9 protein-coding genes are annotated in these 12,796 nt (G+C 69.8%); 5 read left to right on the top strand and 4 right to left on the bottom strand.

Going from position 1 to position 12,796, the window contains the following annotated elements; all coding sequences use genetic code 11:
* Positions 1 to 146 precede the first annotated feature (146 nt).
* Together OG747_RS24065 and OG747_RS24060 are read left to right on the top strand one after the other, a co-directional pair.
* The gene (locus OG747_RS24065) at positions 147 to 3,827 is read left to right on the top strand and encodes a type I restriction endonuclease subunit R (RefSeq protein WP_405881404.1); all 3,681 of its coding nucleotides are present in this window, start codon (positions 147 to 149) and stop codon (positions 3,825 to 3,827) included.
* 14 nt (positions 3,828 to 3,841) lie between these two features.
* Positions 3,842 to 4,654 (top strand): M48 family metallopeptidase, encoded by an 813-nt coding sequence (locus tag OG747_RS24060; RefSeq protein WP_405881403.1) that lies wholly within the window; start codon positions 3,842 to 3,844, stop codon positions 4,652 to 4,654.
* Positions 4,655 to 4,667: 13 nt separating this feature from the next.
* Here the strand turns inward: OG747_RS24060 and OG747_RS24055 are convergent, their stop codons facing one another.
* Positions 4,668 to 5,111, bottom strand: a complete 444-nt coding sequence (locus OG747_RS24055; RefSeq protein ID WP_405881402.1) for a DUF2000 family protein — start codon at positions 5,109 to 5,111, stop codon at positions 4,668 to 4,670.
* A gap of 49 nt (positions 5,112 to 5,160) precedes the next feature.
* Between OG747_RS24055 and OG747_RS24050 the strand changes: the two genes are divergently transcribed.
* Positions 5,161 to 5,976, top strand: a complete 816-nt coding sequence (locus tag OG747_RS24050; RefSeq protein ID WP_405881401.1) for an AraC family transcriptional regulator — start codon at positions 5,161 to 5,163, stop codon at positions 5,974 to 5,976.
* Here OG747_RS24050 and OG747_RS24045 read toward each other — a convergent pair.
* The 3 genes from OG747_RS24045 to mshA form a co-directional block, all read right to left on the bottom strand.
* Positions 5,955 to 7,679, bottom strand: a complete 1,725-nt coding sequence (locus tag OG747_RS24045) for a glycosyl hydrolase family 28-related protein (protein ID WP_405881400.1) — start codon at positions 7,677 to 7,679, stop codon at positions 5,955 to 5,957. The two genes, OG747_RS24050 and OG747_RS24045, sit on opposite strands and share 22 nt — an antisense overlap.
* Before the next feature lie 138 nt (positions 7,680 to 7,817).
* Entirely contained in the window at positions 7,818 to 8,309 is a 492-nt protein-coding gene (locus tag OG747_RS24040) for a YbjN domain-containing protein (protein WP_405881399.1), read from the bottom strand.
* 73 nt (positions 8,310 to 8,382) lie between these two features.
* The gene (gene mshA, locus OG747_RS24035) at positions 8,383 to 9,720 is read right to left on the bottom strand and encodes a D-inositol-3-phosphate glycosyltransferase (RefSeq protein WP_405881398.1); all 1,338 of its coding nucleotides are present in this window, start codon (positions 9,718 to 9,720) and stop codon (positions 8,383 to 8,385) included.
* A gap of 253 nt (positions 9,721 to 9,973) precedes the next feature.
* On the opposite strand from mshA, the gene OG747_RS24030 reads away from it, so the two are divergent.
* On the top strand, positions 9,974 to 10,786 hold the full coding sequence (locus OG747_RS24030) for a class I SAM-dependent methyltransferase (protein ID WP_405881397.1): 813 nt from the start codon (positions 9,974 to 9,976) through the stop codon (positions 10,784 to 10,786).
* 481 nt (positions 10,787 to 11,267) lie between these two features.
* A complete protein-coding gene (locus tag OG747_RS24025; protein WP_405881395.1) occupies positions 11,268 to 12,431 on the top strand; it encodes an NlpC/P60 family protein in 1,164 nt (387 codons plus the stop codon).
* The last annotated feature ends 365 nt before the right edge of the window (positions 12,432 to 12,796 follow it).

Below are 12,796 nucleotides of genomic sequence, written 5' to 3'. Positions count from 1 at the left end.
TGCACGAGAAGCACTGCCCCTTGGCGTGATCACGCACATCCCACCCGCCCCTGCCGCACAATGGACCAACAGGCAACCGGGGAGGCCGGCCGACCGGCCGTCATCACACAGCGCGTCGGCTCCTCGAAGGCGAGGAGGGGTGCGGGGTGCAGGGCTCGACGCGCAGCGAGATGGAACGGGACGAGGTGGAAATCCCGTTCATCCGGCAACTGGAGTCGATGGGCTGGACCCACATCAGCGGTAAGGACCTTGCCGACAGCAAAGAGCGCGACTACACCGACGTACTCCTGAAGAACCGTCTCGCCCGGGCCATCCGGAAGATCAACCGGCTGGACGGCAGCGACGCCGAGTGGATCGATCCCGAGGACCGGGACGGGCACGCGGCGCGGGCCATCGCCGCGCTGGAGAGTCTGTCCGTCGGGCCGCAGGGGCGCAGTCTGCGGGAGGCCAACCTCCAGGCCACCGACCTGCTGCTGCACGGTGCGCCGCCCATGCGCGGGCATGCCGTCCACCACAAGGGCCTGGATGTCCTCGTCCAGTACATCGACTGGGAGATAGCGGACGAGGAGCGGATCAACGAGCGGAACGACTTCCTCGTCGTGTCGCAGCTACGCGTCCGTACCCCTGCCGGATACGAGGAGATCCCCGACCTCGTCCTCTTCGTGAACGGCATCCCCGTCGCGGTCGTCGAGTGCAAGAGCCCGGATCTCCAGGACCCCGTCGGTCTCGCGATCCGGGACCTGCGCGCGTACACCGGAAACCCCGTCGAGTACGACACGGACGAGCGCGACCCGCGCGAGATGCCCCGGGGAATCCCCGCTCTCTTCAAGACCGTTCAGCTGTTGATCGCTGCCGCAGGCAGCACCGCCCAGCTCGGCACGATCACGTCTCGCGTATGCGATTTTGCGCCATGGCGCAGTACCGAGCCCGACTACGACAACACGGACGAACTCCGAGACGCTCTGCGGCAGGCCGACGTCACGCCGAAGCTGCTGGAGGCCGGGGAGGATCCGACCGAACAGCAACAGCTCGTGGCCGCAGTCCTCAAGCCCGTCAACCTGCTCAACATCCTTCGGCACTACGTCTTCGCCGTACCGGTCAAGGAGAAGAAACAGCAGCCGGGGCGCAGCAGCGCGAAGAAGAACGCCGGGGACGAGTCTACGGGCGCCCTGAAAGTCAAGATCGTCTGCCGGCACCAGCAGTATCGCGCCGTCGAGAAGATCGTCCACCGGCTGCGTACCAAACGCACCAGACTCGACCCCGGCGCCACCGCAGACGAACGCGGTGGTGTCATCTGGCACACCCAGGGGTCGGGCAAGAGTTTGACCATGGCGTTCCTCGCGCGGCGGCTGCACATGAGCCGCGACCAGGCGCTGAACACGTACACCCTTCTCGTGGTCACCGACCGCACCCAGCTGCAGGACCAGCTCGACGCCGCCATCCGGCGCGGCGGCAGGTCCATCAAGACCGCCGAGCGGCAGGCGGACGTCGAGGGCATGCTGCGGACCGGCGGACGTCACGTCGTCTTCGCGATGATCCAGAAGTTCGGTGTCGCCGGGTTCACAGCCGGTGGCGAGAGCGGCGACGAGCGGTCTTTCGACGACGAGTACAAGGCCGTACGGAAACGCATCGCGGCGGGTGTCGAGTCCGCCGAGGCGGCCGATCCCGCGCCGGACACCGAACCGCCCCGCTTCCCCCTGTGCACGGAGTCCACCAAGGTCCTTGTCCTCGTCGACGAGGCCCACCGTTCCCACACGTCGACGCTCCACACCTGCCTGCGCCAAGCCGCGCCGAACGCGGCCCGGATCGGCTTCACCGGTACGCCGATCATGGAGGGCAAGCTCCGCGACACCGAGCGGATCTTCGGTCCGTTCATCGACAAGTACAAGATGGCTGAGGCCGAGCACGACAAGGTCGTCGTCCCCATCCGCTACGAAGGCCGGACCGGACCTGCCGACGTACACGACGGGGAAGACCTCAACGCCAAGTTCGCGAACCTCATCGCCGACCGTACTGAGGAGCAGAAGGAGTTTCTGCGCAAGAAGTACAGCCAGCCCAGCGAGCGCGATGTCGTCGAGTCCGTGACCATGATCCGGGCGAAGGCCGAGGACATGCTCAAGCACTACGTCACGCACGTACTACCGGGCGGTTTCAAGGCACAGGTCGCCGTGGTCAGCCGCCGTGCCACGGTGGAGTACCGGCACGCACTGCGGGACGTGCGGACCGAACTCCTGGAGGACGTAGCCAAGTTCGCGCCGATGGGCCGCCTTCCCGAGCGGCTTCGCGGTGTCGAGCCGAAGGACTTCTCGGAGCAGGACCAGGTTCTGTACTGGGCCTGGCGCTTCCAGGAGATCATCCGGCGGATGGAGTTCGTGCCCGTCATCTCCGCCGGCAGCGAGCGGAAGAACGGCCTCTGGAGGGAGTGGACGGACGAGAGCCGGCAGAAGCAACACGTCGAGCGCTTCCTCGAAGACCTGCCGGAGCTTCCCAAGGACAATCCCTGGAACATCACTTACCGGCCTCAGCCGATCCCGCCCCGCATGGGGATGATCGCCAAGCAGCCCTGGAGTACGCCCGCTCCCGCGCAGCAGTCCGCCGTTCCGCAGGAAGCGCCGGTCACCTTCCTCATCGTCAAGTCGATGCTACTCACGGGCTTCGACGCGCCCGGCGAGCAGGTGCTGTACCTGGACCGGCCCATCCGGGACGCGGAACTGCTGCAGGCCGTCGCCCGCGTCAACCGCCCCGCACCCGGCAAGGAAGGCGGGACAGTCGTCGACTACTACGGGGTGCTCGCCCCGCTCAGTGACGCGCTGTCCGGATACGGCAAGGAGGCTCCCGCCGTGCGCGCGAGCCTCCGGGATGTCGCGGACGCCGTCGCGGAAACCGCCGAGGCCGCCGAAGCGGTACGAGACTTCCTGACGGACAAGGCCATCGGCGGGGCCGACCTCGACACACGGGGCGGCCGGGCACGCGCGATGCTCGCCCTGCACGACGAGGACGACCGGGCTCTGCTCGACAAGAGGCTCGGGGAGTTCCTGGGCTCACTGGAGCGCGTGCTGCCGCACGAGGACGCGCTGGACTTCCTTCGCGACGCGAAGCGCTGGGCACTGCTCCAGCAGCGCGTACGCCGCCACTACCGGGACGCGCCCGGTGGGCTCTTCAGCCTGCGTGGATACGGCCGCAAGGTGCGCGCCCTGATCGCCGAACACCTGGAGGCACCCGAGATCGTCCAGGCCATCCCGCCCGTGTCGATCCTCTCCATCGACGCCTTCGACGATGCCGTACAAGAGATCGAGGACCCCAAAGAGGCCGCCGCCGAGATGGAACACGCCCTCCGCTACCACCTGGAGGAACGGGTCCGGCGGGAGAACGAGGAGAAATACAAGGAACTGTCCAAGGCACTCAAGGAAGTGCTGGAGAACATGAACGCGCGCTGGCGGATCGACCAGCTGGCCGAGCTGATCGACCAAGCGCGGCAGGAGCAGGACGACGACCCACTGCTGTCCGGGGTTAGCCTGATGGAACGCCGCGTGCACGGGTGGCTGAAGAGTGCCATCGAAAGTCGTACGGCCATCACGCCGCCGGAACCAGGCGAGCTGCGCAAGCTGTCAGCCGGGGTGTACGAGGTGGTCCGCGAACAGGTCCGCAGCGTCGGATACCGGGCTCAGGGCAAGCATGTGACCCGGCTGACCTCCCACGTGACCGAGCGGCTGCGTCGCGATGGCCTGGAAGCCGGGTCCGGCGATACCGAAGAGGTACGCGCGGTGGCCCGACACGTCGTGAATCACGTACAGGAGCACGTTCAGGACTTCCGGGAGGAGCGGTAGGCACAATTGTCGGTGTGCCACCCATATCCCGACCGACTGCGCAGCAAGAGCCCGAAGCCATCGGATACCTCTCCGACGGCCAGCTCCTGCGTGTCGGAGAGCTGCGGCTCGACGTCCGCGTCAGTTCCCGCCGCACCCGGCTCGGCCTGACCGTCGAGCGGGATGGGTCCGTCGTCCTGCGCGTCCCTGTCGACTGCGACGAGGGGCGCGCGCGGGACTTCGTGCGGACGCACGAGGACTGGATCACCGAAAAAGCACGGCTCCGGGACCGCTTCCGCCCGGCTCACGCTTCGATCGACCTGCTCGACGGAACCGTGTTCCGGTATCTGGGACGCGAGTACCGCCTGCTGCTCGTGGACGAAGAGGCCGGACCGGCGCGGCTCCAAGCCGGGCGGCTGCGCCTGGACCGGTCCGTCGCATCCGATCGTGCAGTCGGCCGAAAGGAGCTCATCGACTGGTACCAGCGGGCCGGAACGTCCTGGTCCCGCGGCAGGCTTCAGCCGTGGGCGGGGCGCCTGGGCGTGGCCGAGCCCCCGGTGGAGGTACGGGATCTCGGGCAGCGCTGGGGGGCCTACTTCCCGGACAGTCTGGGGAAGGACGGCGCCCTTGGCCGAATGGTCCTGCACTGGGCGGTCTTCCAGCTCCCCATCCGACTCGTCGATTACGTCATCGCCCATGAACTGGCGCATATCCGTATCCCGGGGCACGGCCCCGACTACTGGCGGCTGCTGCGCCGCGCCATTCCAGAGTGCGAGCGGCTGAAGGAAGAGCTGGACGAAATGGGGCGCCGGGTCTGGCTCGGCGACATAACCGCCCTCTCGGAATGATCACCGCACACTGCTAGGGATGCATCCGCGCGCCCTTCACCACCTTGTCCACCGCGTTCCGCGGCCCGTACACCGCGAGTCCCACGACGTCCAACTCCCCCGTCGGCACGGCCCGTACGGCCGCCCGGTTGTCCCGGTCGTTGCCGGTGGCGAAGAGGTCGGAGGTGAAGACCGACCGCGGCAGCACCCGGGACAGGGCGCGCCCGTGTGCCGCGGTCAGCGTCTCCTTGGTGCCCTCGAAGACCAGCACCGGCTGACGGAACATCGGCAGATACGGGACGCCGTCGGCGTCGGAGTACGGCTCGCCGACCACCTCGGGAACGGCCGTCCCGAGCCCGCTGACGAGAAAAGCGGTCACATTGAGTCGCTGCCAGGGCTCCAGGTCGTCCCTCAGCAGGACGGCGATCTTGGTGTCGAAGCGGACGGGCCCGGCGGCCGGAAGGTTCTCGGTGCTCATGCACCGAGACTGCCGACCCTCGTACGCCCACGTCTTGTACGTTGTTTGCATGGTGGCCCAGCGGGAGATCTCCGTGTGGCGCCCGAGCGTTCCGGGTGTCGTGGAGGTCTTTCACGCCCACTACACCGAGTACGCGTACCCCATGCACGTACACGAGGCGTGGACGCTGTTGATCGTCGACGACGGCGCCGTGCGCTACGACCTCGACCGGCACGAGCACGGAACCCCGCACGACACGGTCTCTCTGCTGCCGCCGCACGTCCCGCACAACGGCTCTCCGGTCACCGAGCACGGCTTCCGCAAACGTGTCCTGTACCTCGACCTGAGCCGGCTCGACGAGAGCCTCATCGGGCCGGCGGTGGACGGTCCCGACCTGCGTGACCCCTTGCTGCGCCGACGCGTCGGACAACTGCACACCGCCCTCGCGCACCCCGGTGACGAGTTGGAGGCCGAAAGCAGGCTGACGCTGGTGACCGAGCGGTTGCGCGGCCGGCTGCGCCCGCGGCGCGCGGGACTCGCGGGACTCACAGGAGAGGAGTCGCGTCCCGGCCGGACGCTCGCCCACCGGCTGCGTGAACTGCTCGACGCAGCTCTCGTCGAGGGGATCTCCCTCGACGAGGCCGCCCGGCTGCTGCACGCCCATCCCGCCCATCTCGTACGGGCGTTCAGCGGCGCCTTCGGGATCGCGCCGCACCAGTACCTGATGTCCCGGCGCGTCGACCGCGCCCGCCGACTGCTCCTGGAGGGCGGAAAACCGTCCGAGGTGGCCACCGCCACCGGCTTCTACGACCAGTCGCACCTCACCCGTCACTTCAAGCGGCTGGTGGGCGTTGCCCCCGGGCGCTATCGCGTCAGCGCGCGCTGAGCCTCGTACAGGTTCCGCGGTCGTACGACGTCCGTCGTGCCGTAGAGCTCCAGGCGGGAGTGCAGGTCTCCGGTGAAGTCGGGTACGTCGATCTGGTCGAACTCCGCGCAGGTGTTGACGCCGACCGTGGCGCTGTAGGGCGCGAGGCCGTCGATCTTGACGAGGCCCGCGCGGCCGTTGGTGTCGCGGATGTTCCAGTGGGTGAAGCGGGCGCCGAAGAGGGGTCCGGCGGAGGCGTCGCCGCCGTGCCGGCCGTTGTTGTTGACGGTGATGTCGGTGCGGACGTCGGCGAAGGGCAAGCCGCGGTGCGAGTCGAAGGTGCCCATCTGGAGGTCGCCGCGCGACCAGACGTTGTAGGAGGAGAGGCCTTCCACGTTGATGCCGTGGAGCTGGGTGTTCGGCGGGGCCGGGACGGTGCGCTGTTCGATGGTGAAGTCCTCGACGAGGTTGTCGTGCGAGCCCTCGCGGCAGAAGTACGGGTGGTGCGAGCCGCGGCCCGCCACGCGGGTGCGGCGCAGGGTGCAGGCGGAGGCGGCGACGAGTCCGAAGCCGTTGTCGACGTGGCGGACCGTCACGTCGTCGACCCAGCAGTCGTACGCGCACTGCAGGACGACCCCGTTGTAGCCCTTGTCGAGGAGGTGCGGGGACTGGGGCGTCTCGACGGCCTCCAGGGTGAGGCCTTCGACGCCGGAGCCGGTCAGCGCCTCGACGTGGGTGGTCAGGCGCGGGTCCCACTCGGGGCGTACGTCGAGGGGAAGCGGGCGCTCCAGGGTGACCTTTTTGCCCTGCACGCGCGCGATGCGCACGGGCCACTCGTAGGGGACGTAACTCGTGAGCTTGGTCTTGTCGTCCCAGTAGTACGCCTCGGGGCCCGGGCCGCCGCCCGCCATGTGCTCCAGGAGGGTGTGGTCGGTGTCGTCGGCCAGCCGGAGCAGGACGAGTCGGCCGGGCTTGAGCGGGCGGGGATCGGCGACCGTCACCGTCCAGGAGCCGCGGGTGGCCGGGGCGAGGGTCGTCAGGGTCTCCCACTCGTCGCGCTTGTTGCCGGTCCAGCCCTCGAAGGGCCAGTTCTTCGCCTGGATGGCGGTGACCAGGGAGTCCCAACGGGCCGTGGGCGCGAGCCAGATGAGGCCGCCCGCCCAGGACCAGGACGACTTGTCGCCGCCGTAGCGGGAGCCGTAGACGCCGATCAGCTCGGTGAGGTTCTTGGTCGCGTACAGCTTCGTACGGTCGCTGCCGGCGCCGCGCAGGACGACGTTCGAGTGACCGACGCGGATCAGGCCGTCGATGCGGAAGGTGCCGGGCGGGATGAGCACCGTGCCACCGCCGGCCCTCCCGGCAGCGGCGATGGCACGGTTGATCGCGGGGGCGCAGTCCGTCGTGCCGTCGTCCGCGACGGCGCCGTGGTCGCGTATGTCGGCCACGACGGGGCGGCGGGGGAAGCGCGCCGCCCCACCCCGCCGGCCGGCCCGGCCGATGTACGGGATCTGCGGGTGGGTGAAGGGGGTGCGGGTGAACTCCCGCCAGAGGGCGGGGACTTGGCCACCGCCTTCGGATCGTGCGGCGCCTGTCCGCGGTTGTGCGGCGCCTGTCCGCGGTTGCGCGGCGGCCGTCGACGGTTCGCCGGTCACGGCGACGGCCGCCACGGCTATGGCGCTGCCGAGCAGGCCCCGTCTGCTGATGCTCACGTGCTCCTTGCTCATACCCGCCCGCCTTCCGCCGCATTTCATGAATTTCCATGGATGTGAACGACGTTCAGATCTGCGTCGGCTGTGAGCATGCCACCGAGACCCCTGGCCCGGAAGGGGTCATGCGCCAGTTAGTTGGACTGGACCTGAAATTCAGCCAGTAGGACGCTGAGTCAGATGCGTGAACGTTTCCAGATTGCGGGTCGACTCGCCGCGGGACACCCGCCAGGCGTACTCCTTGCGGATCGCGGAGGCGAAACCGAGCTCAAGGAGGGTGTTGAAAGCGCCGTCCGCGGCCTCCAGGACCGAGCCGAGCAGCCGGTCGATCTCGTCCGGCGTGACCGCGACCAGCGGCAGTTTGCCGACCAGATACACGTCCCCCAGGGGGTCGACCGCGTAACTCACTCCATAGAGCTTGAGGTTGCGCTCCAGGAGCCAGCGGTGCACACCCGGTTCGTTCTCGTCGGGGTGGCGGATCACGAAGGCGTTCAGCGACAGGGAGTGCTTGCCGACGATCAGCGAGACGGTCGTCGAGAGCTTGCGGGTGCCGGGCAGTTTCACGACGTACGAACCCGCCCTGGGGCTCTCCCACTCCAGCTCGGCCTCGGTGAGGACCTGCTCGATGATCGACGCTGCGTCAGCCATGGGGGGAGCGTACGTCAGGCACCCCGCGACGGGGGCATCAGCCCTGGCGGGCGCGTCAGCCCTGGCGGGCGCGTCAGCCCTGGCGGGCGCGCACCTTGCGGCGGTGGTTCTGCACCGCCGCCGTGTACACGTCCGCCGTCGCCGCGGCCGCGGTGTCCCAGCCGAAGTGCTGTGCGTGCCGCCCGGCGGCCTCGCCCATACGGGCCGCCAGCGTCCGGTCGTCGGCGAAATCGCCCAGCACGCGCGCGTAGGCGACGGGATCGTGCCCCGGGACGAGGAAACCGGTCTCCTGGTGGCGGACGGCCACCGGCAGCCCGCCGACCTCGGCGGCCAGCACCGGTGTACCGGCCGCCTGGGCCTCGATGGCGACCAGCCCGAAGGACTCGCTGTACGAGGGCATGACCAGTACCGACGCGGCCCGGAACCAGTCCGCGAGCTGCTCCTGACCGACGGGCGGCCTGAAGCGCACGACGTCGGCGATACCGAGCCGGGCGGCGAGTTTCTGCAGCCCTTCGGGCTTGGCGAGGCCGGTGCCGCTGGGACCGCCCACCACGGGGACGACGATGTTGCCGCGCAGCTCGGGCCGCTCGTCGAGCAGGACGGCGACCGCGCGCAGCAGCACGTCAGGGGCCTTCAGGGGCTGAATGCGGCCCGCGAAGAGCGGGATCAGGGCGTCCTGCGGGAGTCCGAGGCGGGCGCGGGCGGCGGCGCGGCCGTCGGCCGGGCAGAAGCGGTCCAGGTTGACGCCCGGGTGGACGACGGCGACCTTGCCGGGCTCGGCCTCGTAGTGGCGGACGAGCTCGTCGGCCTCTTCGGAGGTGTTGGCGATGAGGCGGTCGGCCGCGCGCACGATCTGGGTCTCGCCGATGACGCGGGCGGCGGGCTCGGGGGCGTCGCCCTCGGCCAGCGCGGCGTTCTTGACCTTGGCCATGGTGTGCATCGCGTGCACCAGGGGCGCGCCCCAGCGCTCGGCGGCGAGCCAGCCGACGTGGCCGGAGAGCCAGTAGTGGGAGTGCACGAGGTCGTAGTAGCCGGGGCGGTGACCGGCCCAGGCCTGCATGACGCCGTGCGTGAACGCGCACAGCTGGGCGGGCAGGTCTTCCTTGGCGAGGCCCTCGTAGGGGCCCGCGTCGACGTGCCGGACGAGGACGCCGGGGGCGAGTTCGACGGTGGGCGGGAGGGCGGCCGTGGTGGCCCGCGTGAAGATCTCGACCTCGATGTTGATCGCGGCGAGGCGCTGGGCGAGCTCCACGATGTAGACGTTCATGCCGCCGGCGTCGCCGGTGCCGGGCTGGTGCAGCGGCGAGGTGTGGACGGAGAGCATCGCGACGCGACGGGGCCTGCGGTGCAGCCTGAGCCGTGAGGGCGCCGCCGGGGAGCGCCGCCCGAGCCTGCTGACGTACTGGCTCACGTGGCGTTCCTCCTTGCTGCGGGGCTGCGGGCATGCCGTCGGAGGATGCGCCGCACCCTCCAAAGAGGCCAAACGCCGGACTACGTCGCTCCATTTCCTCCCCGCCCCCTCCCGGCCGTCCTTTGCCCAATCATTACCGTTGATCGCTCAACCGTTCGAGCCGGGGGTGCGTGCGCCGCGGGGCACAGACGCCGACCCCGACCCCGACCCCGGCGCAGGGGGCCTGTCGGACCGCCCGCTTACCCTCGTACGCATGACAGCCCGCGCAGCGTCCCGCCCCGTGGGTACGGTGACGCGCGGGACCACCAACCCCAACCGACTGCGCCGCATGGACCGCTGGATCGCGGCCGCCCACGGCGCCGAACTGCGCAGGAGCGCCGAACCGGTGGCGGTCGACCTCGGATACGGGGCCGCACCCTGGACAGCGGTCGAGCTGCTGGCGCGCCTGCGCACCACCGCTCCCCGCACACACGTGGTGGGCGTGGAGATCGAACCGGCGCGGGTCGCGGCGGCGCGGCCGTACGAGCGCGACGGACTCGTCTTCCGGCACGGCGGCTTCGAGGTCCCGGTGCAGGGCAGCCCCTCGCTCATCCGCGCGGCGAACGTGCTGCGCCAGTACGACGAGGAGCAGGTCGCCGAGGTCTGGCAGCGCCTGTGCGCCCGCCTCGCACCGGCGGGCCCCGGCTCCTCGGGCGGGCTGCTCGTCGAGGGCACCTGCGACGAGATCGGCCGCCGGCACGTCTGGGTCGCCCTCGGCCCCGAGGGCCCGCGTACGGTCACCTTCGCCACCCGCCTCGGCTCCCTGGACCGCCCGTCCGACCTCGCCGAACGCCTACCGAAGGCCCTGATCCACCGCAACGTCCCGGGCGAGCCCGTGCACGCGTTCCTGCGCGACTTCGACCGCGCCTGGGCGGCCGCCGCGCCCTACGCCTCGTACGGCGCCCGGCAGCGCTGGATCCGCGCGGTCCGCGACCTGACGGCCGACTGGCCGGTGACGGACGGGACACCGCGCTGGCGCCAGGGCGAAGTCACGGTGCGCTGGGAGGCGTTGGCGCCGCGGGGGTGAGCGGGGGGGGGAGCGGGGGGAGCGGGGGTGAATCGGGGAGCCGCCCTGCCCGCGCGGGGGTCGCCCGGAGGCCGGCGGTCCTCTCGCGGGACCGCAAAGAAGACTGCACGCGGGACCGCTAAGAAGACTGCAGGGGAGCGATAGCCCCCGCAGGGGTAAAGATCGGGAACTTCGGGGGGAATCCGGGGAAAAGACGCCGGGGCGATCGAGAGAATCCGGATGGGATGCGCGGGGGCGTCACGCGGGCGCGCCTTCTCGGCGGTTGGTGGCCACCGCGCGCCCACGCCCCGTACGGAACGAACTCCGTGACTGGTTCGTCACACAGCCGGGGAGATCGTCTTGTGCGGGAGGAGAGATCGTTTTACGGGATCGGGGCGGGGAGGGGAGTTCTTGCCCGCCTCTGTCGCATTGCGAGCCGACATGGCACGATCCCCCAGGCGTCCGTAAGTTACTGACGGTAAATCAGTTTGGGGGCGGAGTAATGGGATCCGGCAAGCGGAGCCTGACCACGGCGGCCATGGTTCTGACCTGCGCCTGCGCGGCGCTGTCGGCACCGGGTGTGGCGTATGCGAGCCCGACAGCGACATCCGCGCGCACACCGACACCGACACCCACCCCGGGAACCACGCCGGGAAGCACCCCCGGAAGCACCCCTGGAAGCACCCCTGGAAGCAAGGATCCCGCGAAGGACCCCGAGGCGGTCCGCAAGAAGAAGGACCTTGAGGCGATCCGTAAGAAACTGGACGGCCTCTACCACGACGCGGCGGTTGCCACGGACACGTACAACGCCGCCGAGGAGAAGGCCGAGCAGCAGTCCGCCGAGATCGTCGACCTGGCCCGCGAGATCGTCAAGGGGCAGGAGAAGCTGGACGAGTTGAAGGACCGCGCGGGCGCCGCGGCCAGGGCGCAGTACCGGGGCGGCGGGCTGCCGCCCGAGATGCGGCTGTGGCTGAGCGACAACCCCCAGGAGTACCTGGACGGCGCGGACCGGGTGCGCCAGGGCGAGCACGCGACCGAGGGCCTGCTCGCCGAGATGGCGCGCACCCAGCAGGACTTGGAGCAGTACGCGAAGGACGCCTCCGCGCAGTGGAGGGACCTGGAGGCCGACCGCCAGGCCAAGGCCACGGCCCAGAAGGAGATCAAGAAGCAGATCGCCGCCGCCGAGAAGCTGGAGTCCCAGCTCCAGAAGGAGGAGAAGGAGCGGCTGGCGAAGCTCGAGGAGGAGGCCGCCTACCAGGCGCAGACGGCCTGGCTGAGCTCCGGCGTCCTCGCGGAGCTCAACGGCAAGGCGTCCGAGCAGGGCAAGAAGGCCGTGAAGTTCGCCACCGATCAGATCGGCAAGCCGTACGAGTGGGGCGCCGAGGGTCCGGGGTCGTACGACTGTTCGGGGCTGACCTCGGAGGCCTGGGCGGCCGCCGGCCACGGCATTCCGCGCACCTCGCAGGAGCAGTGGAAGCAGCTCCCCCACGTCGACATCAAGGACATGCGCCCCGGCGACCTGATCATCTACTTCGACGACGCCAGCCATGTCGCGATGTACATAGGCGACGGGGCGATCGTGCACGCGCCGCGGCCCGGGCGGACGGTGACGATCGCGGGGGCGGGTTCGATGCCGATTCTGGGGGTCGTACGGCCGAACCCGTAGCGGTCGAGCCCTGCGATCAACTCCGGCGATCAGCTGCGGTGACCAACCGTGGCGATCGACTCCGATGACCAACTCCTGTGATCAACTCCGGCGACCGGGGCGCCGCCCGAAGCGGCCCCGCCCACAGTGACCCACCACACGTGACCTTCCCCACGGTCGCGCGTGCCCTCCACCCCGGGGACGTGACGTTCGTCATCTCGAAGGACACCGCATCCTGTCCAAGTGCGGTACAGGATGCGGCATATGACGGTGACCGTTGGCAGGACGCCGAGTCGCACACCATTCCGTTGCGGCGTCCGCTACCGCTATGGTCCCCGTCGGTGGGTCGAGGACCTTCGCCCACCACGCCCTCGGGGGGAGGGAAG

This window comes from Streptomyces sp. NBC_01384 (assembly GCF_045040035.1).
In the GTDB taxonomy this organism is placed as follows: domain Bacteria; phylum Actinomycetota; class Actinomycetes; order Streptomycetales; family Streptomycetaceae; genus Streptomyces.
Note: the sequence above shows the minus strand (reverse complement) of the source record. Positions and strands in the feature narration are given on the sequence as shown.